General features: G+C 61.4%; 22 protein-coding genes and 1 pseudogene. 7 read left to right on the top strand and 16 right to left on the bottom strand.

What is annotated here, in order from left to right:
* Positions 1-17 precede the first annotated feature (17 nt).
* The 4 genes from HV670_RS23400 to HV670_RS23385 all read right to left on the bottom strand — a co-directional run bounded on the left by HV670_RS23400 (position 18) and on the right by HV670_RS23385 (position 5,256).
* Positions 18-1,169 (bottom strand): 3-deoxy-7-phosphoheptulonate synthase, encoded by a 1,152-nt coding sequence (locus HV670_RS23400; protein WP_175107389.1) that lies wholly within the window; start codon positions 1,167-1,169, stop codon positions 18-20.
* A 128-nt stretch (positions 1,170-1,297) separates the two neighbouring features.
* On the bottom strand, positions 1,298-2,953 hold the full coding sequence (locus tag HV670_RS23395; protein ID WP_175107388.1) for an ABC transporter permease: 1,656 nt from the start codon (positions 2,951-2,953) through the stop codon (positions 1,298-1,300).
* Positions 2,947-4,017, bottom strand: a complete 1,071-nt coding sequence (locus HV670_RS23390; protein ID WP_175107387.1) for an ABC transporter ATP-binding protein — start codon at positions 4,015-4,017, stop codon at positions 2,947-2,949. Before HV670_RS23390 ends, HV670_RS23395 begins: the two co-directional genes overlap by 7 nt.
* 303 nt (positions 4,018-4,320) lie before the next feature.
* Positions 4,321-5,256, bottom strand: a complete 936-nt coding sequence (locus HV670_RS23385) for a LysR family transcriptional regulator (protein WP_175107386.1) — start codon at positions 5,254-5,256, stop codon at positions 4,321-4,323.
* Positions 5,257-5,353: 97 nt separating this feature from the next.
* On the opposite strand from HV670_RS23385, the gene HV670_RS23380 reads away from it, so the two are divergent.
* Positions 5,354-6,187, top strand: coding sequence for an MBL fold metallo-hydrolase (locus HV670_RS23380; protein ID WP_175107385.1), 834 nt, complete (start codon positions 5,354-5,356; stop codon positions 6,185-6,187).
* Between the two features lie 138 nt (positions 6,188-6,325).
* Here HV670_RS23380 and HV670_RS23375 read toward each other — a convergent pair whose 3' ends face one another.
* From HV670_RS23375 to copM, 5 genes and pseudogenes are all read right to left on the bottom strand, one after another.
* Complete coding sequence (locus HV670_RS23375) at positions 6,326-6,709, bottom strand: DUF3564 family protein (RefSeq protein ID WP_175107384.1); 384 nt, start codon at positions 6,707-6,709, stop codon at positions 6,326-6,328.
* An 85-nt stretch (positions 6,710-6,794) separates the two neighbouring features.
* Positions 6,795-6,970: pseudogene (locus tag HV670_RS31225) on the bottom strand (SagB/ThcOx family dehydrogenase); the annotation flags it as partial.
* A 147-nt stretch (positions 6,971-7,117) separates the two neighbouring features.
* On the bottom strand, positions 7,118-8,245 hold the full coding sequence (locus tag HV670_RS23370) for a VIT1/CCC1 transporter family protein (protein WP_175107383.1): 1,128 nt from the start codon (positions 8,243-8,245) through the stop codon (positions 7,118-7,120).
* Positions 8,246-8,522: 277 nt separating this feature from the next.
* Positions 8,523-8,777 (bottom strand): hypothetical protein, encoded by a 255-nt coding sequence (locus HV670_RS23365; RefSeq protein ID WP_175107382.1) that lies wholly within the window; start codon positions 8,775-8,777, stop codon positions 8,523-8,525.
* A 203-nt stretch (positions 8,778-8,980) separates the two neighbouring features.
* Positions 8,981-9,418, bottom strand: a complete 438-nt coding sequence (gene copM, locus HV670_RS23360) for a CopM family metallochaperone (RefSeq protein ID WP_175107381.1) — start codon at positions 9,416-9,418, stop codon at positions 8,981-8,983.
* 330 nt (positions 9,419-9,748) lie between these two features.
* On the opposite strand from copM, the gene HV670_RS23355 reads away from it, so the two are divergent.
* From HV670_RS23355 to HV670_RS31920, 6 genes are all read left to right on the top strand, one after another.
* Positions 9,749-11,395: a sigma-54 interaction domain-containing protein gene (locus HV670_RS23355; RefSeq protein WP_246257865.1), complete on the top strand. Its 1,647-nt coding sequence runs from the start codon at positions 9,749-9,751 to the stop codon at positions 11,393-11,395.
* Positions 11,396-11,714: 319 nt separating this feature from the next.
* Positions 11,715-12,200, top strand: coding sequence for an OsmC family protein (locus tag HV670_RS23350; protein WP_175107406.1), 486 nt, complete (start codon positions 11,715-11,717; stop codon positions 12,198-12,200).
* 67 nt (positions 12,201-12,267) lie between these two features.
* Positions 12,268-13,407 (top strand): acyl-CoA dehydrogenase family protein, encoded by a 1,140-nt coding sequence (locus HV670_RS23345; protein ID WP_175107380.1) that lies wholly within the window; start codon positions 12,268-12,270, stop codon positions 13,405-13,407.
* Positions 13,404-14,828 (top strand): FAD-dependent oxidoreductase, encoded by a 1,425-nt coding sequence (locus HV670_RS23340; protein ID WP_246257863.1) that lies wholly within the window; start codon positions 13,404-13,406, stop codon positions 14,826-14,828. Before HV670_RS23345 ends, HV670_RS23340 begins: the two co-directional genes overlap by 4 nt.
* A gap of 136 nt (positions 14,829-14,964) precedes the next feature.
* Positions 14,965-15,414: a cyanase gene (gene cynS, locus HV670_RS23335; RefSeq protein WP_175107379.1), complete on the top strand. Its 450-nt coding sequence runs from the start codon at positions 14,965-14,967 to the stop codon at positions 15,412-15,414.
* 358 nt (positions 15,415-15,772) lie between these two features.
* A complete protein-coding gene (locus tag HV670_RS31920) occupies positions 15,773-15,901 on the top strand; it encodes a hypothetical protein (protein WP_281362451.1) in 129 nt (42 codons plus the stop codon).
* 221 nt (positions 15,902-16,122) lie between these two features.
* Here HV670_RS31920 and HV670_RS23330 read toward each other — a convergent pair whose 3' ends face one another.
* The 7 genes from HV670_RS23330 to HV670_RS23300 all read right to left on the bottom strand — a co-directional run bounded on the left by HV670_RS23330 (position 16,123) and on the right by HV670_RS23300 (position 24,457).
* Complete coding sequence (locus HV670_RS23330) at positions 16,123-17,562, bottom strand: efflux transporter outer membrane subunit (RefSeq protein WP_175107378.1); 1,440 nt, start codon at positions 17,560-17,562, stop codon at positions 16,123-16,125.
* Complete coding sequence (locus HV670_RS23325; RefSeq protein WP_175107377.1) at positions 17,559-18,458, bottom strand: efflux RND transporter periplasmic adaptor subunit; 900 nt, start codon at positions 18,456-18,458, stop codon at positions 17,559-17,561. The genes HV670_RS23330 and HV670_RS23325 overlap by 4 nt, the downstream gene beginning before the upstream one ends.
* Positions 18,459-18,465: 7 nt before the next feature.
* Positions 18,466-18,693: a DUF1656 domain-containing protein gene (locus HV670_RS23320; protein WP_175107376.1), complete on the bottom strand. Its 228-nt coding sequence runs from the start codon at positions 18,691-18,693 to the stop codon at positions 18,466-18,468.
* Entirely contained in the window at positions 18,690-20,735 is a 2,046-nt protein-coding gene (locus HV670_RS23315; protein ID WP_175107375.1) for an FUSC family protein, read from the bottom strand. The genes HV670_RS23320 and HV670_RS23315 overlap by 4 nt, the downstream gene beginning before the upstream one ends.
* A gap of 337 nt (positions 20,736-21,072) precedes the next feature.
* Positions 21,073-21,903, bottom strand: a complete 831-nt coding sequence (gene fdhD, locus HV670_RS23310) for a formate dehydrogenase accessory sulfurtransferase FdhD (RefSeq protein ID WP_175107374.1) — start codon at positions 21,901-21,903, stop codon at positions 21,073-21,075.
* A 220-nt stretch (positions 21,904-22,123) separates the two neighbouring features.
* Entirely contained in the window at positions 22,124-23,887 is a 1,764-nt protein-coding gene (locus HV670_RS23305) for an MASE4 domain-containing protein (RefSeq protein ID WP_217478500.1), read from the bottom strand.
* A gap of 327 nt (positions 23,888-24,214) precedes the next feature.
* Complete coding sequence (locus HV670_RS23300; RefSeq protein WP_175107373.1) at positions 24,215-24,457, bottom strand: DUF4148 domain-containing protein; 243 nt, start codon at positions 24,455-24,457, stop codon at positions 24,215-24,217.
* Positions 24,458-25,228: the final 771 nt, after the last annotated feature.

Below are 25,228 nucleotides of genomic sequence, written 5' to 3'. Positions count from 1 at the left end.
CTCTGAGGCGAAGGGCGTCAGCTCGACGCCGCTGACTTGTCCGTCATGATCCGGCCCTTGCGCCGCGTGCGGACGGCCACTGCCAGCGTCTCGAGTGCCGGCAGCGTCTGTGCCCAGCTCAGGCACGCATCAGTGATCGAAACACCGCGTCGCAGGGGTACGTTCGGCTTCAGATCCTGGCGGCCCTCCTCGAGGTGGCTCTCGATCATGACACCCATGATGCGGTTTTCGCCTTGCGAGAGTTGCCGGCCCAGGTCTTCGGCGACGTCCAGCTGACGCAGGTGCGATTTGTTCGAGTTGGCGTGTGAACAATCGACCATGACCTGTTCGCGCAATCCGGCGGCCGCGAGCACGGCGGCGCTGGCGTCGACGGACGCGCTGTCGTAGTTCGGCCCGCTCTTGCCGCCGCGGAGGATGACATGCACGTCGTCGTTGCCGCGCGTCTCGAAGATGGCAGCCATGCCCATTTTCGTCATGCCCATGAAAGCATGCGGTACACCCGCGGCGACAATCGCATCCGCGGCGATCTGCATGCCGCCGTCCGTGCCGTTCTTGAAACCGATCGGGCAGCTGAGCCCCGAGGCCAACTGGCGGTGGCTCGGACTTTCCGTCGTGCGTGCGCCGATGGCGCCCCAGGCGATGAGGTCCGCTATGTACTGCGGACTCAGCAGGTCGAGAAATTCGGTGGCTGTCGGCAGGCCGAGTCCGTTGATATCGAGCAGTAGCTGCCGCGCACGCCGTAGCCCCTCGTTGATCCGAAAACTGCCATCGAGCCGCGGGTCGTTGATATACCCCTTCCATCCGAGCGTCGTGCGCGGCTTCTCGAAGTACACGCGCATCACGATCAGCAGATCTTCCTGCAGCGCATCCGCGGCGGCCTTGAGCAAGCGGGCATAGTCGAGCGCCTGGTCGTGATCGTGGATCGAGCAGGGGCCGACGATGATCACCAGCCGGTCGTCGCGGCCGTGGAGGATATCGGCGATCGCTGCGCGGCTGTGTTCGACAAGCGTCTGCACGTCGTCCGGCACGGGCAAGTCGTCTTGCAGCAACGCCGGAGAAATAAGCGGACGCACCGCGCCGATGCGGACATCGTCGATACGTGTCACATCGCGGATGGCGTCGGCGGAGCCGACCTCCTGGTCGTGCAAGGGATTGTCGAGCTTGCCCATGGTGGTCTCCGAGGATGGTCTGTCGCCCAGACCTCAATACTCGCACAGGATCGCTGACCGGCTTCGCTTGCGCCCGTGCGCGATCGGCATGCCCGCGAGAAAAGCCTGTCCGCTAGCAGTGGCAGTCGTTATTCAATGGTTCCTATTCTGAGGCGGAAGATCCATCTGGCAATGGCCAGCGGGACGAAGATGGCCAGTAGTAGAAGAAGGCTGTACGCACTCGCGAGCGCCAGGCGGTCGCTATCAACCTGCTGAAAAATCTCGATGGGGATCGTGCTCATGCCACCAAAGTACAGAACGATGGTGGATGAGAGTTCCGATAGCGTGGTGACCCACATCAATACTGCCGCCGCAGCAACCGAAGGACCCGTCACGGGCAGTACGACCTGGAAAAAACTTCGGATCGGGCTCGCACCCAGACTCATGGAGGCTTCTTCGATGTCGTCCTTGAGATGGTGAAGCGGACCCATCGCCGCGCGAACGCTGGTGGGCACGCGCCGCAGAAAATAGGCAAGCGCCATGATGACCCAGCTTCCCGTCAAGACAAGCCAGCCACTACCGAATGTGTTCGTCAGCGCGATGCCCAGCACCGTGCCCGCGATAGTCAGCGGCAAGGCGAGCAGAACATCCAGTGTGCGGGTGAGCGACGAGCGCCTTTTGACGATGAGGTAGGCCGCTGCGATCGCGAACAAGGTGCCGGCGATCATCGCAACGGTAGCCAGGAGCAAGGAGTGGTACAGGGGCTCGGGCGCTTGAAACAATACGTGCTCCATGTTGTCCAGCGTGAAACTGCCATACCGCAGTACAGGCCCGACTGACGGCGTAAACGCGGTAACGATCACCACGATAGCCGGTAGCATCGACAGCGCGATGACTAGAAACACGCTGACTGTCGCGGCGAGCGCGCGCCAACCCGCGATCGGCGAAGCCGTTGGGGCGCGCTTTGACTCCATCTGGAATTGGCGACGTTCTACGACAAACTTCTGGATCAACAACACACCCACACCCAGGAAGACCAGCAGGGAGGCCATCGTCGTCTGCATCTGCGCGTTGCCGCCCATTTCACTGACGAACTCGTTGTAAGCCTTGACGGCCAGCACTGGCGTTCGAGCCCCAAGGATTGCCGGCTCGCCGAAGCTACCGATCACATGGGTGAAGACGATCATGGCACCGGCTAAAACCGAGGGCAGCAACGTCGGCAGGGTGACGCCGCGGATCACACGACCCATCGGACTTCCTAAACTCTGCGCGGCTTCTTCCAGATTGCGGTCCATGGATTGCAACCCAACGAACACGGCCACGAACGCGTAAACGTAATTGTTGAGCGTCATGACAAAAACCAGCCCCCACCACGAATAGAGAGACGGCAGTTCAATGCCCATCGGGGCGAGCCATGCGTTGATGAGCCCCTCCTTGCCGAGGACCAGCACCCACGCCGCTGCGACGACCACATCCGGGATGACCAGCGCGGTGAGCGGAAGCGCGGTGACAAGGCCGACGAACGGGAACTTGCATCGGGCAACGACAATAGCGAGGCCCGCTCCCACGAGCATCGAGTTGAACGTAACGGTGATCCCGAGTATCAGCGTGTTAGAGATGGCTTCGCGATAGGAGCGCTCCGAGAAGAATTGCACATAGCCACTGAAGTCTACGGAGCCGTCGGGACCGATCAGCGATTTCCCAAACATCGTGATCAGTGGCCAAACGAGAAAAACGCCAAGCATTCCGACCGACAAGATCGCAAGCGCCAGCCAGACGGGGTCGCGTCGTAGCGTCCCTAACATGCCCGCCCCTCGACGATATGTGCGGTGCGCGGCATTTCCAGCACGACGGCATCACCACGGCCTCGCATACGCGCATGTTGACGCGCCCAGGTCTCGACCTGGATCGGCCCGACGGCGGTTTGTATCGTGTAGCCAACCGTGCTCCCCCGGTATTCGACGTGCTCGATCACGCCAGGCAACTCACCCTCCCGCACAGGGCTGCGGTCCACGACTGAGATCTCTGCTCCGCGCACGGCCAGCAATGCCCCTGACATCCATGGGGCGTCGCTGTTTGAGAAAAGGATTCCCGCAGGCGTCTTGAGGCGCCGCACACCGGCGCTGTTGGGCGACAGCTCCTGCAAGATCGGGATCAGATTCGCATTTCCGACGAAGTCCGCTGCGAAGGCGGTTCGGGGTTTCGTATAGATATCGTGCGGCGGACCGATCTGCACGACTTGTCCTCGGTCCATCACGGCAATCTGATCGGACATCGCCAGCGCTTCCTCCTGATCGTGCGTGACAAACACGGTGGTAATGCCTGCCTCGATCTGCAGTTCCCGAATCATTCTGCGCAACTCGACTCGCAGCTTGCCATCCAGTGCTGAGAGCGGCTCGTCGAGCAGGAGCATTTTGGGTTCGATGACCAATGCGCGTGCCATCGCCACACGCTGGCGCTGCCCGCCGGAGAGCGCTGTGGGGGCGCGGTCGATCAATGCCTCGAGGCCGACTCGCTCGAGCATGGCGACGGCGCGCTCTGCGGCCTCGGCTCTAGGTACGTTGCTCGCGAGAAGACCGTAGGCAACGTTCGCCAGAACGGAGCGGTCCGGGAACAATGCACAGTCCTGAAAGACGATGCCCACACCACGGCGATGCACCGGTACCGCAGTGACATTCTCGCTACCAAACAGAACGCGTCCGCTGTCAGGCCGCACAAAGCCCGCCAACATGCGCAGCAGCGCGGTTTTGCCGCAGCCGGAGGGCCCGAGCAGCGTAAAGAACTGACCGCTCGGGATCACAAGATCGAGCTGGCGGAATAAAGCTTGGCCGCCGTAGCTCAGATCGATGCTTTCGAATGAAACCTGCATTTTCTTACCCTTGGCGCGTGGTCGTGCTAGTTTGCGGACACGAGTGGGTGCCACTGCCTGAGGACGGCCGCACGATCTGCTTCCATCTTGATGCTCTCGAGCGCGGGCAGACTGGATAGGGTGCCGGTGTCGATGTCCGTACGTTGTTTTTCTCAATGAATATAGCGTGACACCAGTGCTTGAAGAACGCTTTTAACCTTATTTAATAAGATTGGTGATTATTAAGAAAGCCACCATCCCGGTGATGGCGATCCGTGTATGTTCAACTATTGGGCGGTATGAAGATTTCAGTGCGGGACGACGTCAAACAGGCCGGAACATTCCCGCGTTCTTCGTTCCGGGAATCCTTGCGAGTTCGTTCTTGAGTTCAGCACACCAGGCCTGCAGACGATACGCCGGATTCCTGACCGGAAACATGGCATTCACCGGCCACTCGGGCCGCTGCCAGTCGGGAAGGAGCTGGACAAGTCTGCCCTCGCGGATATCGGTGTCGACGGCATATCGATGAATCAGCCCGATGCCTGCACCTGCCAGCAGCGCTTCACGGTGCCCATTGATCTGATCGATTCTGAAACGGGGCATGACCGTGATTTTCTGCTTGTGAGCGTTGCGTTCAAAAACAACTTCGTCGCCGTCAGACAGGCCCGAGAATGCGACCCATGGTAAGGTCAGCAAGTCGACGGGCCGGGCAATGGGTCGACTCGACCAGCGCGGATGACCGACCAGAATCTCCTCCAGCGCCACCAGCGGCCTTGCGAACAGGGAGGAGTCGCCCAGCTGTCCAATACGGACTGCGACGTCGATTCCCTCGCTGATCAGATCGCTGCGACCATCAGATAGACAGAGCTGTAACTCGACCCTCGAGTACCGTTCGACGAAACGGCCGCAAAACGGCGCGATCACGAATGCGCCGAAACCGGACGGCGCGGCGATACGAATTCGTCCTTCAACCTGCGCGTCATCGCCCATCAACCGCTCTCGCAGGATGTCGTCGGATTGCACGACGAGCCGCGCCTGTTCGTAGACCATTCTTCCGGCATCCGTGACACGCAAGGACCGGGTTGTCCTGATGAGGAGCGCTGCGCCATATGTCGTCTCGAGATCCTGGAGTTGCCGTGACACAGTCGGCTGCGTCGTGCCGAGGTCTTTCGCCGCGGCCGATAGACTGCCGCGCTCGACGATTCTCAGAAACGTTCTCAGTTGCGGCAGGGAGGCATCCTTCATCACTCGTTCGCTCATGCGGCCTATGCATGAATTATATGTGCTTCGTACCCCTTCTCACATACCGGACTGCACTCGACAATTCGCGGACTTTTCAATCTGTCCAGGAGAGGGAATGTCTCGCGTCCACGTCTTTGGCTCCCCCGAATCCGCGTTTTTAGTCAACTCTTTCATTATCGAAACCAGGCATGGCCTGGTGCTCGTCGACACCCAGTTCCTGAGGTCCAGCGCGCTCCAATTGCGCGACACGATCCGGGCCCACGACAAGCCGCTTCTGGCGATCTTCATCACGCACCCTCATCCCGATCACTTCAATGGCACGGCGGAGATTGCGCGTGACTGGCCCGGACTGCCGATCTACGCAACCCAGTCGACGATCGATATGATCCGCGCGACGCAAGCCGAAAAGTATGCTGAATGGACGCCCGTCTACGGTACCGATTACCCTCCCCGGACGGTGGCGCCGAATACAGCGGTCGTGGCCGGCCAGTCCATTTTCGTGGATGGTCTCGAACTGCGGGTCGACGATCTCGGCGAGGGAGAATCCGCCGACATCAACGTTATCCACTTACCGCAGAGCGAGCAGTTGATCGCTTCCGATCTGCTGTATCACCGTGTCCATCCCTGGCTTGCTGAAGGTCGGACACAGCAGTGGCTGAACCAGTTGGAACTCGTTCGTCAGCGTTACCTGAATGCGACGGTCGTATTCCCAGGGCATGGCGAGGTCGCCGACTTGAACGCCCTGGAGCAGCAGGCGGAGTACCTCACGGTGTTTCGTGATTGCGTACGCGAGGGATTCGCCGACCTGGAGCGGCCCACGCCGGAAGAAAGGGGCGCGATCGCTCGGAAGCTACTGCGCCGCTACCCGGACTATCCGCTTCAGGCCCTTGTTGAAATGAACATCAAGGGGGTTGCAAAGGAACTTGCCCGCCAGGCACTGGCCCCCTGAATGGGCGGCTCACGCAACGTAAGGAATGCGCAATGCACTACGCAAGAACACTCTGCAGGCCGCGCCCTGGATCTCGGTTGAGCCAAGGGTTTGGGTGTCAGAAACGCCGACGAACGGGTAAGCATATCGCCATAAGATTCAAGCGTGCGATGTGTAACCGGGGTCAGCGAAAACGCCATGTTCAGGATGCGGTATATCGAGATCGACGAACTGTACATGCCAACGCCCAGGGATTGGGCTGCCGGCTGGCGGCGCGTACCAAAGGGCCTCGCCAGTGTCCCCCACGCGGGGACCCGTCTGGGAGCCCAGTTTGAGTCCCTCAAGCACGCAGAGCGCCCGAAGGCCCTCGGCCCCCCGAATCTGGGTGCTCCTCCCATCATTGGCAAGTCTCCCCCACGCGGGCAATTCGATGCCCGCATGTCCTTCGCGTGACCATTGACCCGCTTCCTTGTCCAGCCACAGGACAGCGTAGGCGCTCGGATTGAGCCCGTTGAACGTGTCGAGATGAACGGTGATGCGCATAGATCCTCCCGTTACCGGTTCTCGGTTTGCCCGGCGCTGCAGCCGGTATGGTCGACACGATCTCGATGTCGAGATGACATGTGTTCACATAGAGGAGATCGAGCGTCGCCTCGCCACCGAAATCCTGATAGCCCGTCATGTTCTGCGCATCGATCCGGTGTTTGAGGGGCAGCCGATTGCCGGGGCGCCGTAGCGGTAGATGCCGCATGGCAGCGCCACGGAGATGTCGACTTCAAGAAAGGTGTGCGCAGAGGGTGCGCTGGCTCGTCATCGGCGGGTTGATGCCGTCGGCGACTCACGAGAGGCTGACGAGCATGCCGATCGGCAGAGGCACTTGTCGTGGTTTGACCGAAGCCCGCTCGCGAGGTTCGTGGCGCCAAGCTGCTCATCGAACATTTCGCAGGCGACTCATGAGATGGAAACACCAAGCAGTCGTCCCGCGCCGAATGTAAAGGCTGCCGCAACCATCCCGATAGCAAGCTGGCGCACTGCGGAGAACGCAGCACTGCGACCATTGAACAAGGACGTAAAGACACCGATAGTCACCAGCGCAAAGCCACTGAAGGCAATGCATTGGGCCATGGCTGTGAAACCGCTCGACCAAAAGAACGGCATCGCGGGGAAAATTGCGCCGACCGAGAAGAGACAGAACGACACACCTGCTGCTGTCCAGGGATTGCCCCCCAACTCTGCGGGGTCGAGCCCCAACTCCTCTCGGGTGAGGGTGTCGAGGGCCTTGTCCTTGTCCTGCATGATCTGGGCGGCGACGCGCCTGGCCTCATCCGCGTCGATGCCCTTGGCGCGAAAAATCAACGCCAGCTCGTGTTCCTCGGCTGCAGGGGTGTGCTCGAGTTCGTCCGCTTCCTTGGCAATCTGGGTGCTTGCCAATTCGCGTGCGTTCGTGACTGAGAGCCATTCGCCCAGCGCCATGGAGCAGGCGCCGGCTATGAGTCCGGCCAGGCCCGCAAGAAGAATGGTCTTGTTGCCTGAACCGGCACCTGCTACGCCCATGACCAGGCAGAAGTTCGAGACCAGGCCGTCGTTTGCGCCCAATACCGCAGCCCGTAAATCGTTGCCCGACGATACGCCCTTATGCCATGACTCCGCCGACGCGATCTGAGCGCCTTTGGACATCTCGGCATTGCCGCCGTGAGCGAGCGCCCGAACCACATCCGCATGGTGGTGCTCGTCCGCCGACATCCGACCGGCATCCGGTTGCCCGGAATATTTGTTGCGATCGGCATACTCGGCCGCTGCGAGCGTCGGCAACACGAACGCGGGTCCGAAGACGCGCACTAGTGTCCGCATGAGTTGTGTCTTGATACTGGGGCCGCTGCGGCGCGCATGAATACCATGGGCCTCCAACTTGTCAGCCCATACCTGCGCGTGGTCTCGCTCTGACTTGGCGAGCTCGCTGTAGATTGCTTTTCTCTCGTGGTCTTTCTCGACCAGTGCGAGCGTTTCGTACAATGCCGCACTGTGAAGCTCGTCAGCCAGATTTGCCGAATACCTTTTCAGTTCATACTTCGATGCCATTGCACTATCTCTCGCGCTCGGATTGCTCAACGCGTACGGTAACCCATGGTGCCGTCAAAACACACGAAGACCCCGCAACGAGGCGTGACCGAGAATGCCAACCGTTCTCATAGCGGTTTGTCCCGTGGCGCATGGATGCATACAAAGATGAAAGGTCGTGCCGCCGGCTGTCTGGCTTCAGGCCGGGGAGAATAGAAGAGGGTGTTGACGTTGTTTCCCCTTCCTTCAGGGAGGGGAAGATGTCGAGTCTGACTTGAGACGTCGGAAGCGCAATCTCTTAGCCACCGAAGTAGATGTTGCAAAAGCTTGCGGGGCCTACGCAACTATCTGCCGGCCTGCTGCTGCTTGTATTGAACTGGTGAAAGAAGCTCGAGAAGAAGCCCTTGCATTGTGCGTTCTTGCCTTGCGCGTCCTGGGGCGCATTCGTGGTGTTGGTCGCCGGGGCAGGTTGCGCCGACGAATCTTGGGCTTGAGCAACAGCAGCGCAAAGCGAGAACGAAAACGAAACGAGAAGCAGCTTGAGCGAGTTCATGTTAACTCCTCTTGAGAGGGTTCACTGCCTGGCATCTCCTCGAGCGATCGGATCACCCGTTTGCGCCGCACATTCGAGTGCCCGAGGTTGTCATGCCCCGATAATCAATCTACCAGCTATACCGATATCCTGCCTGGCGGAACACGCTTTGGCCGGTTTGGCTACCCAGGTTGTGCGCAGACTTGTCTTGGCTTCCCGCCGCGTCACATCCCCTTCTTGTGCATGACTTGCCATTGTTTCATATACGAAATCTCTTCCTGCTGAGTCTTGATAATGTTTGCCGCCAGTGCCCTCATTTTCGGATCTACGCCATACTTCAGTTCCACTTTGGCTTGATCCACCGCACCTTGATGATGCGGGATCATGTGTGCCACAAAGTCTGCGTCTGCATCTCCGGTGTAGGCGGGTGCGCTCATATTTTTCATCATCCTCGCCGCGTTTTGCTTAAACGCTTGAGTTGATGGTGACTGGCTATCGCCGGCTGGTGCAGGCATGCCCATCTGGTCGTTCGCCATCTGCCCGTTCGCCATCTGGCCATCCGCCATGGCTCCCGATGGTTGCGCGCTCACTTCGAATGCCGCGAGAGACAATGCGATGCCGATGCTCGTTGAAAGGATGGTGACCAAACGGTTAGCTTGCATTTCAATTCCTTGACAGGGGGTTAATTTGATCGCTGGACGCAGCGATAGCGGGTCCTTTTCCGAGACCGAACATGCTGATCCTCAAGCTTCCCGCCGCTGGAAGGTCAAGGGGTCAGCGCGCAGAAAAGCGTGTTGCGCGTGACTGCGCGCAGCCGGCCGAATGCGGCTATCTGAAGTTGGCCCGCGATGTCGATGGCACGCGAAGCCCATGCGCTGCCAGCCGAGAAGACCCCACGCCGCCAGAACCTTGGTGAATCCGCTGGTGTGCCTGCGAGCATCTCGATGTTCTGAAATAATAAGTGTCGCTCACGACCGCAGCGGCCGACGCCCATGCAAACACGATCTGACGCCTCCGCCGACAGCACATCCGCCGGCTACTGGCGCGAACATGAAATGCTGCTGTTGCAGCAGGTGATGGCACTGGTCGGCAAAGGCCTGTCCCCCGCGCCCGCGTTGCGCGAAATGCTGCATCTGATGTCCGAGCTGCTCGGACTGAACCGGGGCCGCATCGTGCTCGCGGACGAAACGCGTCGCAGCGGGCGCATCCGGTATGCGTACGGGCTGACCGCCGAGGAAGTCGGCCGAGGTGTGTATGCGTATGGTGAAGGCATCACCGGGCGAGTGCTGCAGCATGGCCAATTGACGATCATCCAGGACATCGATCGAGAGCCGGATTTTCTGGCTCGCGCGGTTGATCGTTCACGGCTGCCTGCCGACCCGGTCGCGTTCATCGCGCTGCCGATCGTCATCGAACGGAGGGCGATCGGCGTGCTTGCGTGTCACCGCATTCGCCACCGTTCGCGTGCGCTGGCAGACGACATCACGGTGCTGCGCATTCTGGCGACCCTGGCGGGGCAGCTGCTGCAGCTGGAAGCCGGCCTCGAGGAAAAAACCCGCGTGCTCGAACAGCAGAACGCCGTGCTCGCGCGTGCCCTCGAATCGGCGGCGGCCCGCTATGGAATCCTCGGTACCTCGCCGCCTTTGCTGCGTGCGATTTCCGAACTGGAGCGCGTATCGGATTCCGCCGCAAGCGTGTTGTTGCTCGGCGACTCAGGTACCGGCAAGGAGTTGTTTGCACGGGCCTTGCACTTGGCGAGTCCGCGCCGCGACCGGGCTTTCATCAAGATCAACTGCGCGGCGATACCGGATACGCTGTTCGAGTCCGAGCTGTTCGGCTACGAACGCGGCGCGTTCACGGGCGCGAACAGCATGCGTGCCGGCTGGTTCGAGCAAGCCTGCAAAGGGACGCTCTTTCTCGACGAGATCGGCGAACTGCCGCTGACGATGCAGACCAAGCTGTTGCGCACGCTTCAGGAAGGGACCATCACGCGCCTCGGTGGCAGGGCGGAGATCCGGGTCGATGTACGGCTCGTCGCGGCCACCAATCGTGATTTGCAACGCGATGTGGCGCGCGGCACCTTCCGCCAGGACCTGTACTACCGGCTCAATGTGATTCCGATCCACCTGCCGTCGCTCGCTGAACGCCGCCAGGATATTCGCGTCCTCGCACTGCATTTCATCAGTCATACGAATCAACTCAACCAGCGCAACGTCAATCTCACGGCGGCGGCGCTGGATCGGCTCGAGGAGTATCCGTGGCCCGGCAATATCCGCGAGTTGACCAATTTCATCGAGCGGATCGTGTTGCTGGCGGAGAAGCCGCTGCTCGAGGCAGCGGATATTGGCCGGCTGCTGCCGTCGTGCGCGACGGATGACCTTGCGCACGCGTCGGCACATCCGGCGGCTGTCGTGCACGGGCAGGGTGGGGCGCTGGACATTTCCTTGCATGATCCAGTGAGCTACCGTGCGGCGCTGCCGCTTCGGCCCTACCAGCGTGTCAGCTCGCATCCGGCGAAGGCGCTCGTCGACGCGCTCGAACAGTGCGGCGGCAACAAATCGCGTGCGGCGCAAAGACTGGGCATGACCTCGCGCCAGTTCACCTACCGCTGGCAAAAGCTCGGCCTGGCGAGCGACTGACAGTGGGTCCGGCACATCCACTTCTGGATGATCAATGTTAACAATGTCGACAATGTCGGTTCGATGACGGATTGCGCAAAACCCGAGACGTCGTGGGGGCACCGCGTGTATGGCCCGAAACCCCGCCAGAAAAGCCTTCCGACGACACATCACCAAACTGGCACGCCTATTGCGGTAACGAAGTTGTCGGCGCCGCGTCACACCTGATGCGACGGCCGCTCTTTCACCATTCACGCATCAGGAGCGTCACTTGAACACCGTCAACGATACTGCTACGACCGTTTCCACCTATCTGCGGGCGATCGACCGCGATGGGCTGATGGTCTTCGCCGAAAAGGGCCGCAACAATCCCGGAATGCGCGGCAAGAACAACGTGCACACGGTCATGCAAGGTCAATACCGCTCGTTGAGCTACGTCGGCAACCATGCGCCTGTCGTCGTCGATGAACCGCTGCATTTGTTCGGTGAAGACACCGCGCCGGCGCCGGGCGAGATCGTGCTGTCCGGTCTCGGCGGCTGCCTCGCGGTCGGCATCACGGCCGTCGCGACGTGGAAGCAGGTCAAGCTGTCGAAGCTCGAGGTGTTCCTCGAAGCGGATATCGGCAATCCGGCTGCATGGGGCGCAGGCGGCGCCGACATGGAATCGGCGCAGATGGGCTTCCAGGCGATCCGCGTGAAGATCGTGATCGAAGGCGACGCGACGCGCGAGGAACTTGACGACATCGTTCGTCGCGCAAACTACTTTTCGCCGGTTGCAAACTCGATGCGCAATCCGATTCCCATGACCGTCACGCTCGCTGACTAATGCGTCTCGCTTTCCTCGTCTGCGCCGCGCATAGCGGCCGCCCCAGCTACCCGCAAGGAAAGCCAACATGGAACACGTGGTAGCAGAAGAGTCCAGCCCGCACACCTGGTGTGATGAAACGGTACTGGCGCGCGTTGCCGCGATCGCTCGCGGCCCGCTCGCGGCGGCCGCGCCGCGGATCGACGGCGAAGGGCTCTACCCCCTGGACATCATGGGCGAGCTGGGCGCGGCAGGCGCGCTCGGCGTTCACCTCGACCGGTACGGCGCGCGCTTTGGGCTGTCTCTCGCCGCCATGCAGGAAGCGAGCCGGGCGTGTGGCTCGACCGGCTTCCTGATGTGGGCCCATGATGTCTGCGGGCTGTACATGGAGCAGTCCGGCAACCCGCATCTGGGCGGCGCGCGGCTCGAGGCGCATGCCCGTGGCCTGACGTTCGGCGGCACCGCGCTGTCGAACCCGATGAAGGCGTTCTCGGGCATCGAGCCCATGTCGTTCCGCGCCACGCTCACGCCAGGTGGTTATCTGATCAATGGCACGCTGCCATGGGTCAGTCATATCGGCCGCGGCCAGTATTGCGGCGCGATCGCCGCCGTGCATCGCGGTGACGGTTCGGTCTCGCATGAGGTGATGTTCCTGCTGAACTGCGACGAGCGGGTCGAGTTGCGCCACTGCCCGATGTTCTCCGGGATGGAAGGCACCAGCACGTGGGGCATCAAGCTCACCAACTATTTCGTCGGCGAAGCCGAGCTGATTGCCGATCCGGCGCGGCCATTCGTCGCGCGGATCAAGGCGGCATTCATCCTGTTGCAGGTCGGCATAACGTTGGGCATTGCGCAGGGCAGTATCGATTCGAGTCTCGAAGTCGAGCCGGTGCTCGGTCACGTGAATCGCTTTCTGCACGACCGGCCGGACGAACTCACGGCCGAACTCGACGAGGCGGTGCGCGATACGCAGCGACTTGCCCGCACCGCTTACGACGGCAGCACCGACTATCTGCTGGAGGTGCTCGATCTGCGTGCGCGCGGCGCGGAACTGGCGTTGCGTGCGGCGCAGGCCTCGCTGCTGCACCAGGGCGCGCGCGGTTATCTGATGAGCGCGGCGCCGCAGCGGCGGATTCGCGAGTCGCACTTCGTGGCGATCGTCACGCCCGCGATCAAGCATCTGCGTTGGGAAATGGCTCGTCTTTCGGCCGAGGAGCTTCCTGCATGAGCGTCGCGATTGCCGACTGGAAGAAATACGTCTGCCGCGCGTGCGGCGTGATTTATGACGAAGAACTGGGGGACCCTGATAGCGGCATTGCGGCCGGTACACGCTTCGACGACATCCCGGAGGACTGGGAGTGCCCGCTTTGTGGGGTGACTAAAGCGGATTTTGTGTTTTACCAGCCGGTTGAAGTCAGTGCAACAGTGCGCGCGCCGGCTCTCGTCACGCCGTCGCGCTCGCCTGGGGTGATCGTGGTCGGCGGCGGTACGGCGGGCTGGTCAGCCGTCGAAGCACTCCGGGCGCTCGATCCGGACGTATCGATCACGCTCGTGAGCGCCTGTTCGGCGGACCGTTACCGCAAGCCGGAACTGTCGGTCTCGCTGAGCGAAAAACGCACACCGGAGCGGCTCGTATTCGAGAGCGGTCAAGCCGCGGCAACGCGCCTCGGCATACGGCTGGTCGCCCATGCCTACGCGATCGGGCTGTCGCCGGCGCTGCGCCAGCTGCGCACGACGGCGGGCACGTTCCGTTACCGGCAACTGATTCTCGCCCAGGGGGCGCGGCCGATCGTGCCGTCAGGGTTGCCACGCGAGTTGTGCTGGCGCGTCAACGATCTGTCGATGTGGAGCCGCATGCAACGGCAGTTGGAAGCGGGGCCGGTACGCGTGGCAGTGATCGGCGCGGGACTGATTGGCTGCGAGCTGGCGGAAGACCTGGCTCGAGCGGGACATACGGTCACCGTGCTCGAAGTGAGCGACAGGCCCCTCGCGGCGCTGTTGCCGGTGCCCGCGTCGCGCCGCTTGCTTGCCAACTGGACGCGGTTAGGCATCCGCTTTCTGCCCGGACGCAGGGCGAGCGTCGACGAACAGCGTGCGACCGATGCGTGCGCCGCACAGCGCACGAGCGAGGCGAGTTCGGGAAGCCCTCTCGCGAATGTCCGCGCGATGCAAAGCGAAAAGGTGATCACCACGCAGCACGGCGAGCGCATTGCCGTCGATCTCGTGCTGTGTGCAACGGGGCTCGCCACCGAAGGGCGCCTTGCGAGAATGGCAGGACTCGAATTCGCGCACGGCATCGTCGTCGACAAGAGGACGCTGCGGACCAGCGTGCCGGATGTCTATGCGCTCGGCGACTGTATCAGCTTTGCCGGCGAGCCATGCCGCTTCATCGACCCGATTGCCGCGCAGGCCGCAGCGATTGCGCACGCGGTGAGCGGCTTCGAACACGCAGGTTATCATCACGAGCCGCCCGTGATCCGCGTGAAGACGCGCTCGACGCCGATCGTCGTGCGGGGCATGCCTTCGCGCGAACTGGACTGGCAGATCGTCGAAGAAGATGACGAACACCTCGCGATGGCGCAGTACCGTGACGGGGAGATTGTTTCGTCGTTGACGGTCGGCAGTCGGCGCATCGAGCTCGCGGCCTGACACCCAACCCTCACGCATCGAAAACCATGTGGGCAAGCGCTATCAACTGTTCGATCCTGGCGGTACGCTCGGCACCCCTATCGTGCCGGACTCTATCTCAAGGCGATTGCCTGATCTCTTAACCAAGGAACCAACCATGATTTCCAGCCGCAATGAAGTGACGCAGATGATCGTTTCCGCCAAGGTCGCGAAGGGCCTGAAGTGGAGTGAGATCGCCGAGAAGATCGGCCAGAGCAAGGAGTGGACGACAGCTGCCTGCCTCGGCCAGATGACCTTCAACAAGCAGCAGGCGGAAATTGCCGGCAAGATTTTCGGGCTGTCGGACGAAGCCGTGGCGTGGTTGCAGATCGTGCCGTACAAGGGTTCGCTCGAGACCGCGGTGCCGACCGATCCGCTGATCTACCGCTGGTACGAAATCGTCAACGTGTATGGCACGACGATCAAGGAACTGATTCACGAAGAGTTCGGCGACGGCATCATGAGCGCGATCGATTTTTCGATGGATATCCAGCGTGAGGCGGATCCGAAAGGCGACCGCGTCAAGGTGTTGCTGTCCGGCAAGTTCCTGCCGTACAAGACGTACTAAACGTACGAACGCTGTCTGTCGAGGCTTATTTGAAGTGGCGGGGATTGGGCCGAATAGCAGGCTTGCATTTGGCTCAATGGCGACATGACCACTTCGGGTCTAAGCGAGGCGGGCGAGAACGGATGCGTAACGTCCTCGCACACAGATACTTGCACTTACCCGTGGTCTTCGACGATCACTTGAAGAAATTCCGTTTGCGGATAAGACGTTAGAGAGGTCGGCCATATCACGGTGGTCGATTTCAATGAGAAGCAGCGCGAGACTGACTGAACCTGGCACGCTCATACGGAAGCGCTGAATTGACACCACAGAAAAACGCGTGTTTCAATTCACTTATCCTATAAAGCATGAGGTGCGTATGTTTGGACGTTGCGTGGCGGTGTTGTCGCTGTTGGGTGTTTTGCTTTCGTTGACGGGCTGCAACACGGTGGCCGGCCTCGGTGAGGACATTACGGGTTCGGCCCGTACCGTTCAGCGCGCGCTGTAGTACGGGACCGCAAGGGCACGGCAAGCTTTCGGCGCATCCTACCGCGGCACGCCAACCAAGCGCTCAGCCGCTTGATAAACCCCGAGTCGGTGATCGGCGGCTCCGATCGACTTGAGCCGCTCGAGTTCGCGCATGCTCATGGTGATCATTCCGCGGTGAGGGTTCACGTTTCGGCGCTGACTTACGTAGGGGTAGTCATATCCTTACCTTATTCACCATCTTCAACGTGCCGCCTTGCCCCATCCGCCGCCGAGCGCCAGGAACAGGTCGATCTGGTCCTGGGCCAGCTTGACTTCCTGCGAGGCAAGTGATGCATCGCTGGAGGCGACGGTTTGCTCGGCACTCAGCACGGGCAGGTATCCCTGTCGACCGCTCTGTTGCAGACGCATTGCGTCACTCAAGGCGGTCGCGGCGCGGGCGCGCCCGGTCTTAAGGTCAGATTCACGGTCCAGGTCGCGCGCGTAAACAGTGAGGGCGCTTTCGACCTCGCGTAGGGCGGTCAGAACCACGCCGTCAAACCGGGCATAGTCGGCCGCGGTGGTCGCGTTCGCCGCTGCGATCTTGGCCTTGGCCGCACCGACGTTGGGAAACTCCCAGGAAATCAGCGGTCCGAGCGTATAGGTGTCGGTTTGCTTTTGGAGAAAAACGCTGGTGTAGCCTATGGAGCCCACGTTGAGACCCAAAGTAATCTTGGGATAAAGATCGGCGACAGCCACGCCGATGCGTGCCGTCGAGGCGGCCAGCGTTCGCTCGGCGCCGCGAATGTCGGGGCGGCGCTTGAGTAGTGCGGCCCCGTCTCCGACGGGAATCGGGGCGGTCAGCCGGGGAGGTGTTTCGCAGTCCTGTACGGCTTTGGGGAATTCGGCTGGCGGCCGACCCGTGAGGGTGGCCAAGTGGTAAAGAGCCAGTTTTTGTTGAGCCTCAAGCGTTGGGATGCTGGCGCTGGTCACAGCGACCTGGGCTTCAGAATTGGTCACGTCGGTAGAGACCCCTCGCCCCGCCTGCACCATTTTCGCCGTCAAGTCCGAGCTTTGGTGCTCAAGATCGAGGATGTGGTGGGCGGCGGAAAGTTCGAGTCCTGCGCCGCAAACGTCAGCGTAGGCGCGCGCGGTTTCGGCAGCCACGGTAACGCGCGTGACGTCATAGGCGGCTTGCGCAGCTTCGGTATCGGCCTTGGCCGCTTCGATCCCGCGCCTGATCTGCCCGAACAAATCCAATTGATACGCGACATGGAAGTTCATCTGATAGATGGATCCAAACGGCGGGGCTGCGGTCTGCAGATACTGTTCGCCCGAAAGCTGGCCTTCCGTCAGTCCCGCGGTAATGCCCGTGGACGGGCGGCGCAACTCCTCGACCGCTTCCACCCCGGCTTGCGCGCGGGCGAGATTGGCCTGGGCGACCCTCAGGTCGGTATTGGTCGTCAATGCCTGGCGCACGAGGTCGTCGAGCACGGGTTCCTGGTAAAGCTGCCACCATTCGTCGGGGAGGGGTTCGCTCGAAGCGGCGCGCGGCTCGACGCTGATGAAGGGTGCGCTCGCCGCCGGCTGCTTGGCCACGGCGTGGTCCGGCATGTGGTAGTTCGGACCCACCGCCTGACACCCTGCCAGCAGCGACGCGGCAATCGCGGTCGACAACAGGATTGGAACAAGGCGGCGATTCATGGACGTACCTCCGCCGGCGTGTGGACCGTGGTGGGCTCAAGCACCGTCACGGTGGCCGTGCGGCCAGAGATCAATCGAATATCCGGCGGAGCGGTGTCCAGCTCTACGCGCACGGGAATTCGTTGTGCCAGGCGCACCCAGTTGAAGGTCGGATCGACGTTCGACAGCAGGTTGCCCCCCAACCCGCGCTCGCGATCCTCGATACCTGCGGCGATGCCCTGAACATGACCATAGAGCAGAGTGGGCACGCCCATGATTCGTACCGATGCCCGATCGCCGACGCGGATGTGGCGTAGTTTGGTTTCCTCGAAATAGCCGTCGACACGGAGCGTTCCCGTATCAACCAGGGCGAGGGCGGGCCGGCCAACGCTGAGATAGTCCCCAGGCCTCAACTCGAGGTTGGTCACCACCCCGTCGACTGAAGCGCTGACCGACGTGCGCTCGAGGTTCAGGCGGGCGCCGTCTCTATTGGCGAGGGCCTCGGTAAGGGCCGCCTCGGCTTCATTCACGCGGGTGGCGCTCTGCTGGCGCGCTTCAGCGCCGACCAGTTCACCCAGCGTGCGGTCGCGTTGATCCTCGCGCTGGGCCTCGGCCAGGCTGGCGCGGTCGCTGACGACAACCGCTTCGGCCTGGCGCAAGGCGATGGCGTAGCGGGGCTGGTCAATCATGAACAGGAGTTGCCCCTTTCGCACGCGCTGGTTGTCGTGGACCGCGACCTGCGTCACCCATCCTGCCACGTCAGGCGCGACTTGTACCACATCGGCGCGCACGCGCCCGTCACGGGTCCAGGGGTCATCGTGGTAGTGAATCCACAGCCACTCGCCGGCGAACCCGGCGATGGCGACCACCGTAGCGGTGAGCGCGAATCGGCCCAATTGGATCAGAAGGATATTCATAGCCAGACTAGCGAACGGGTTCCTGAAGGAATGGAAGGTGTGCGGAAAGAGCGGCCACCAGCGCCCAGAGGATGACGAACAAGGCCGTGTCGAAAAGAGCCGGGTGCCAGACCATGCGGTACAGACCAACCCGAATCAGTACCTGGCGCAACAGCTGATTGACGCCGAACGCAACCACGGCCCAGACCGCGAGAGGCGCGACAAACACCCCCTCGATATTCAGTTCGCCGATCATCGCGCGCCCTCCGAGGGTGGCTGATAAGCCGGCACATCGTGGAACAGGTCGAGGCGCAGGCTTGTCAGGGCGACGACCCCTGCTCGGCCTCCAGGGCTTGGCGGATTCGCGGTGATCGCGCTGATCGCTTGATCCAGATCACCTAGCAGTTCGAGCGGCGCGACGTTCAGGCGACCGCTCGAGGCGGTGCGGAAGTAATGGCCCAAGCCTTTGAGCACGCGGCCGATCGCTTGATCCGCGACGGCTCCGATGGCGGGACGGGCCCGTTGCAGGTCGACCACGTGCATTCCGACGCGCAGGTCGTTGAGCGCGTCGGTCGCCACCAGGGACCCATCTGCCGACGCCAGGGCCAGACGCGGCGCCAGCAGGTTCAACCGATCAAGCATCCGGCTCGTCCACGCGGCGCGATCCGCCGCGGCGCCGGCCTGGGCCAGACCCGCGAGTTCACGCCAGCCGGATCGCAGGATCCGCCACGCGGCCCAACCGGCGCCCACCGAGCGGCCAAGGCGGGTAGTGATCAGGGCAGCGGCGAGGCCAGCGAGAGAGCTGAGACCCACATTGGCGAAACTGCCGAAGTCCGCACTAAAAGTATCTTGTAGGCTGAGTATGCCGGCGAAAAGCCAGATGAACGGAAGCACCTTGCTAGCCCCGCTCGTCTCGCCCTGGAGATAGCCGATCACGAGCAACAGCGGGGCTAAAGAGAGCGCCAGCACGGGAAAGCCATCGACCGACGGCAGAATGGCGAACAGATAAAGCGCCGCGACGGGGAGGCTGACCGCGCCATAGACCAGGAATTTGGCGATCGCCGGCGCCGGATCGTCCTGAGTGGCGAACAGCGCGCAACCGATCGCTGCCCACATGGCGGCCACCGCGCCGTCGGGCCAGGCGGTGCCGATCCAGGCCGCGCAACATAAAAGGATGGCCAACACACATGCCACTGCGGAAAGCAGCGCCATGCCCGGGTCGAGGTGCAGACGGCGTTCGGACCGGGCCCGTACCGGCGGCTCCAGATGCATCGGCGCACACGAGGGATCGTAGACGCACGCGCTCAGGTCCCGGCAGTCCTGCAGCGCGCGGATCAGTTCGCCGAGCCGTTGGAGCAGGGTCGTCTTGAGCAGGGTGGGCCAGTCGCTCGCGGCGTCAATGGCGGGCTCAAGCGCCACACAGGCTTGCATCAGGTAGTCGGCCTGCTTCCCCGAAATTGTCGTCCCCGCGTCGGCGAATTCGCGCACCTCGCCTACGAGACGCCGCAAATCCGGCTCCAACGGGTGGCCATTGGCCTCCAGAGCTTCGAGATGACCCTCGACCGCCGTCGCCAGCGGCAACAGCACTGAAAGTCGATCTTCCAACGCATGGACGGCGCGGGTTTTCAAGGGCGCTGGCATCGTGTCGAACGGAAGATGCGTGCTCAACATGTGCAGTTCGGTCACGTGTGAAGCGAGCCGGCGACGTTCGCGGTCCATCTCGACAGAACACCGCTCGTTCAGGGCCCCCCGGACCCAGGCGGACGCGTCGGACAGAATATGGTTGACACGATCACCCAGGACTTCGATGACCTGCCGCGGGAAGAACAGGCTGTGGGTGAGGCTCGCGCAGATGATGCCGAGCAGTATTTCCTCCGCCCGCGAGACCGCGACGTCGAAGACGGTGTCCGGGGCCAAGACGCAGGGAAACCCAATGATGGCGGTGGTATAACCGGCGAGCATGAATATATAGGCGCGCGGTGTGCGATCCAGTAGCGAAATGAACAGGCACAATCCGCTCCAAATCGCCAGAGCCAAAGACAGCCATATCGGAGAGTCGACCACACTTGGGATCGCCGCCACCGCCACCGCCGCGCCTGCGCCTAACAATGTGCCGATGGCTCGGTAGACCGCTTTCGACCTTACCGCCCCGGACAGGGGGTGGGCAATGATATAGACAGTTGCCAGCGCCCAATAGGGGCGCGGCAGGCCGATGCTGAACCCAAGATAGAGGGCCAGCATGGCAGCAGCAAAGCTGTTGATCGAGAGGATCGCCTTTCGGTGGTCGATGCGGGTCACGAGGTTGTCGGATACGGATTGCAGGTCAATGGTTGTTGTGCGCGTGGCCGTCCCCGATTTTCAGGTGTAGCACTTGGAGCGCGCAGGACTGAAGGTTAAGAGGCTTCGACCCTGCGTAGAGCGCACACATTTTTGCTGACCTAGAGAGCACAGTTATTCTATGGTTCGCACACCATAGCAATATGCCATCTTGAAGCGTGCAGTAGACCGTCAAACCCGCGACGCAGCTCGGGTCGGGATCCTGTCGCGGCCGGAGTCAATCGAAGAGAGTCGGTGAAGCTATAGGAAAGATGGCGCGGCTACAGGCATCAGATCGCGACACGTTGGAACGCCGCGGTCACACCGGAACTGGAGAGGCGCTCGCGGTGTATTCGGCAAATCCCTCATGCCGGCAGAAACTCAACAGACGCATGCCGACACGTTGCGCAACGTCGATCGCGAGCGAGGTCGGGGCGGAAACCGTGGCGAGCAACGGAATGTTCATTCGTGCCGCTTTGCAAACGAGTTCGTAGCTCGCCCGGCTCGATAGAAAGACGAAGCCATCCTGCATGTTTTCGCGCAGCCGAGCGAGACCGCCGATCAGCTTGTCGAGCGCGTTGTGGCGGCCCACGTCCTCGAACACTTCGACAATGGAGCCGTCGGGCTTGCACCATGCCGCAGCGTGGATTTCCCCTGTCTCGCACATCAGCATCTGCCGGGCCGGCAATTCGCACGCGGCCGATTCGATAGCCGAATGGGATATTGCGGGGGCATCGTTTGGACGCGCAATCTTCTGCGGTTTCAAATCCAGCAATTCAAAGATTTCGATGCCGCATACCCGACAGCCGGTACGGCCGGCGAGGGCGCGCCGCTTGCCTTTCAATTGCAGGAAGGCCGATTGTGCGATTGTCAGCTGCACCTCCGCGCTGTCGGCATGGATGAAGACTTCGAGATCAGAGACGTCGGCGGCGCGCTCGACGATACCTTCCGTCAGCGAAAAGCCCACCGCGAACGCTTCGAGATCAAGCGGCGTTGCCATCATGACCGCATGCGACATGTCGTTGAAGACGAGCGCGACCGGGAATTCCTCGACGACTCGAGCCGTGAGGGCCGTCGACTCACCTCGCCGCCGGCGAATGATCGGGCGCGAAACGCTTCCGGCATGTTCAGTGGTTGGATCGCAGGGCATCTTTTCTCCTTCAGGACAACAGTGGAGTGGGGGGCGGCGGCTTGAGCCGCCCGGCACTCGGTATGAAGGACAGTGCCTGAAGGTTAAGGGCCTTCGGTCATGCGCAGAACGCACACATCTTCGGTGATCGAAAGAGTACAGTGCAACGTCTGATGCGCGCCATGGCGAGCAGCTATCGAGCCAAGAATGTCGAGGCGGTCGTAGACTGATCTCATCAGAATCAGGCGTGCGAACTATGCGGGAGATTCTCGGGTTGCTCTCCTCGTAAAGCACCGGCAGAGGTCGCACCGTTGGCGAAAAGGACAAACTGAAAAATGGTGCCCTGAGGCTTGTTTGGGGCCACCAATATGCGGCCGCTATGCGCCTCGATAATCGAGCGGCAAATTGCCAGGCCCATTCCCATCCCGCCAGGTTTCTTGGTGAAGAGCGGGTCGAATATCCGATCGATGTCTTGCGAGCTGACTCCTGTACCGGTATCCGCCACCGAGACCCTTACCGCACCATCGTCGTGGATGTCGGATTTCACACGCAAAACCCGCTCCTTATCGCTGACGGCCATCGCATCAATGGCGTTTGTGATCAAGTTCAGAAGCACCTGTTGCAGTTGGACTCGATCCCCTATTACCAACGGTAGCTGTGCATTCAACTCGGTCCGGACCAGTATCCGGTCCTTCTGCAGGGCATCTCCTACCAGGGTAAGGGTCTCCCCGACAAGGCTATTGAGGTCGAACGCAGTTCTGTTCAGATCCCCCTTGAACATTGCCCGAACCCTGTCGATCACTGCTGCCGCGCGATGGCCATCGGAGACGATCCGATCGAGTGCCGCCTTCGTTTCATCGAGATCGGGCATCGCGCGATTCAGCCAGCGCAGGCCTGCATCGGCATTCGTCACCATCCCCGTCAATGGCTGCTTGACCTCGTGTGCAATCGTGGCCGCTACCGCGTCCCCGGTCAGCAGCCGCGCTTCGCGCTCGCGGCGTCTAGCAAAGACGGCGCTCAGCAGATTCCCGTAGAGCGTCGTGATTTCGTACAGCAGGACACACAGGACGAGACTGCCGGACACGAGCCCGCAGAGTCGGCCGGCATACCAGCCCAAGCTGAAGCGAACAGGAACGGGAAACACGATCAGACAGAGTTCGATCAGGTGGGCGCACATCGCCACCATCAGCCACAGATCCAACAAGGAACGCCGCTGGACCCAGAGCACAACGAGCGCAGCAACGTTCAACAGGACTTGAGATCCCGCAACATACAGGCGGAGGGTGGAAAAACGGACCGGGTCGAGCATGGTGCGGGGCAAATGCGCATGTCCCGCTGTGACAAGAAGTGTCGCCGCACCTACTACGGCCGCGATCAGGGCCACACTTGAAAGGATGGCTGCACCCGCAGAACCTTGCCACAGCCCCTTGGTAGGATCGGCATCCTTCAATAGGGCATACGCGATGATGAACATCGAAAAACCGGCGTGCCACAGGATATAAAGCCAATTCGCGCTCTGCAGCCCGGCGCCAAGCAGGCCACCTGGCGCGAAGGCGCCCGGAAAGGTCAGCATCCAGGGGATCACGGTCAGCGCCGTGAAGAGATATCCACTCGCGATCACGAGAAGGGCACGCGAACGAAGGATAGAGAACTGGGCGAACAGCAGCACCGCGGTGATCAAATCGACCACGAACAGAGCCATCGCGTAGGCCGGGACGAATGCGTAGATCCGTTCCGGTTCGATGGTCGAGAGGGGTCCCTCAATGAGGATAAGGACAACCAGCAAGGCGAGCACAACGGCAAGGGCGAGCCGTCTCTGCGCCCGGCTGGGCGCCAAACTCGAGAGGATGAAATGCTGTTCCTCCGGGACAACGGTGGCTAGCTTCACCATCGGAGCGACGCTTCGCAGCGGCTGGAACGAGCGGCACGAAGCTCGCACCGCTGCGTCCCCGGCTGCCTCGGTTCGCCGCCATTGCTCCTCATCAACCCGGCTGACGACGAGCAAGCAACACTGCGATATGTGAAAAGGCTGGAGTGGCAGAGATTCCTGCGGCGGAGCATGAGATCGCGCCGGTGGCCGACTTCAGAACTTTTTTCTCGGTCCATCGTCCGCCTCTCCCCGGCGCGGCCGGACACTCAGCGTGTTCTCAATGTATCTCGTTTGCGGGCATTTGTCTTTGTCTACGAAGCGACAGGCCTGCTTGTGACAGACCGCCTTCAGGCCATGGGAGCAAGGGCGAAAAAACGCCGCTGGGATGAGATCGGGACCGACCGCAGCTTGCGCAAGACGAGTGCCGTAGTCGATTCAACTTGCCATCTCTGGCCGATACAGTCAGCGCTTGTACTCCTCATGAAGGCGTGCCATCGAGCCGTCCTTTTCTGCCTGAACCAGCTGGGCGTAGACCTGCTTGCGCGTCAGTCCGGGCCCTTGCTGAATCGCGGGGGCGGAGGACAGGTTCTGGTTTTCGGAAACTTGCGGCTGCGTGTCTGCTTGCGCAGCATGTGCTGCCGAACAGAACAGCGATGCCGCGAGTGTCAATGCGACAGGGAGGGTGGAAGAGAAGAGCTTGCTCATTTTTGGTCCTTACAGTTGGGTAGGCTATGGGGCCTCTCTGACGCGAACGTAGCGCGGAGGCGCGGCGGTCGGCACGCGCTTGCGTGCGTCCCGGATGTCGGGTGTATCGCTCGGCATGCCGTGACTAAAGGTTACGAGTGTTAAGCAATGTGCAGAACGCACACATCGGCGGAAACGAAAAGAGTACAGTCGATAACGAAATTTTCATTGAAGGCTTCCGCCGGTGCTTTCCAGCCAAGCGTTTTGTGTGGCCGATTGTTTAATGCGAGTTGCTTGAGCGATACGGGGAGGCTTGAAGTCTGGAGGTAATACTCACCGTGACGCGCGAAGCGGCCGGCACAGACGTGGGTTCTTTCACATATACATTCGTATCATGTCGCCGGGCGCCGTTCCAAGCTAATCTGCAACTTGAAAGAGGTACGCGACGCCGCTCGTCATCCCCTGGAAACCAGATTACGCCTGTTGTTTCGATATCGACGATGAAACGCCGTCCGTCTCGGGTTAGGCAGCAGCACCCGGTCGCTTGGCCTGCAGGTTCGCATGGTTGAGGCAGGTCGAGTCAGGGTAAGCACCGGCAGTGCCGTAACTATTGTGGTTCAGGCTGTCTTGATTTTTTGCTGCAACGATTGCCCTAAACGTCTCCTGTTGGCCGCCAGCTCACCGGCGGCGTCTTTTTTTTCATCGCAGGCCAATTCGAATGGACTGCCGAATCGAAAGCATGGCACGTCGCCGCAGCGAAAATCTGTATCTTGAGCATTAGGAGACCTTCGA

The sequence above is a fragment of the Pararobbsia alpina genome (assembly GCF_902859895.1).
In the GTDB taxonomy this organism is placed as follows: domain Bacteria; phylum Pseudomonadota; class Gammaproteobacteria; order Burkholderiales; family Burkholderiaceae; genus Pararobbsia; species Pararobbsia alpina.
The sequence above is the reverse complement of the archived record's forward strand: the minus strand, read 5'-3'. Positions and strand labels throughout refer to the sequence as shown.

Excerpts from the sequence above, each read along its gene's own strand:
- HV670_RS23400 (WP_175107389.1), bottom strand. The coding sequence starts at position 1,169 with ATGGGCAAGCTCGACAATCCCTTGCACGACCAGGAGGTCGGCTCCGCC.
- HV670_RS23395 (WP_175107388.1), bottom strand. The coding sequence starts at position 2,953 with ATGTTAGGGACGCTACGACGCGACCCCGTCTGGCTGGCGCTTGCGATC.
- HV670_RS23390 (WP_175107387.1), bottom strand. The coding sequence starts at position 4,017 with ATGCAGGTTTCATTCGAAAGCATCGATCTGAGCTACGGCGGCCAAGCT.
- HV670_RS23385 (WP_175107386.1), bottom strand. The coding sequence starts at position 5,256 with ATGAGCGAACGAGTGATGAAGGATGCCTCCCTGCCGCAACTGAGAACG.
- HV670_RS23380 (WP_175107385.1), top strand. The coding sequence starts at position 5,354 with ATGTCTCGCGTCCACGTCTTTGGCTCCCCCGAATCCGCGTTTTTAGTC.
- HV670_RS23375 (WP_175107384.1), bottom strand. The coding sequence starts at position 6,709 with ATGCGCATCACCGTTCATCTCGACACGTTCAACGGGCTCAATCCGAGC.
- HV670_RS23370 (WP_175107383.1), bottom strand. The coding sequence starts at position 8,245 with ATGGCATCGAAGTATGAACTGAAAAGGTATTCGGCAAATCTGGCTGAC.
- HV670_RS23365 (WP_175107382.1), bottom strand. The coding sequence starts at position 8,777 with ATGAACTCGCTCAAGCTGCTTCTCGTTTCGTTTTCGTTCTCGCTTTGC.
- copM (WP_175107381.1), bottom strand. The coding sequence starts at position 9,418 with ATGCAAGCTAACCGTTTGGTCACCATCCTTTCAACGAGCATCGGCATC.
- HV670_RS23355 (WP_246257865.1), top strand. The coding sequence starts at position 9,749 with ATGCAAACACGATCTGACGCCTCCGCCGACAGCACATCCGCCGGCTAC.
- HV670_RS23350 (WP_175107406.1), top strand. The coding sequence starts at position 11,715 with ATGGTCTTCGCCGAAAAGGGCCGCAACAATCCCGGAATGCGCGGCAAG.
- HV670_RS23345 (WP_175107380.1), top strand. The coding sequence starts at position 12,268 with ATGGAACACGTGGTAGCAGAAGAGTCCAGCCCGCACACCTGGTGTGAT.
- HV670_RS23340 (WP_246257863.1), top strand. The coding sequence starts at position 13,404 with ATGAGCGTCGCGATTGCCGACTGGAAGAAATACGTCTGCCGCGCGTGC.
- cynS (WP_175107379.1), top strand. The coding sequence starts at position 14,965 with ATGATTTCCAGCCGCAATGAAGTGACGCAGATGATCGTTTCCGCCAAG.
- HV670_RS31920 (WP_281362451.1), top strand. The coding sequence starts at position 15,773 with ATGTTTGGACGTTGCGTGGCGGTGTTGTCGCTGTTGGGTGTTTTGCTT.
- HV670_RS23330 (WP_175107378.1), bottom strand. The coding sequence starts at position 17,562 with ATGAATCGCCGCCTTGTTCCAATCCTGTTGTCGACCGCGATTGCCGCG.
- HV670_RS23325 (WP_175107377.1), bottom strand. The coding sequence starts at position 18,458 with ATGAATATCCTTCTGATCCAATTGGGCCGATTCGCGCTCACCGCTACG.
- HV670_RS23320 (WP_175107376.1), bottom strand. The coding sequence starts at position 18,693 with ATGATCGGCGAACTGAATATCGAGGGGGTGTTTGTCGCGCCTCTCGCG.
- fdhD (WP_175107374.1), bottom strand. The coding sequence starts at position 21,903 with ATGCCCTGCGATCCAACCACTGAACATGCCGGAAGCGTTTCGCGCCCG.
- HV670_RS23300 (WP_175107373.1), bottom strand. The coding sequence starts at position 24,457 with ATGAGCAAGCTCTTCTCTTCCACCCTCCCTGTCGCATTGACACTCGCG.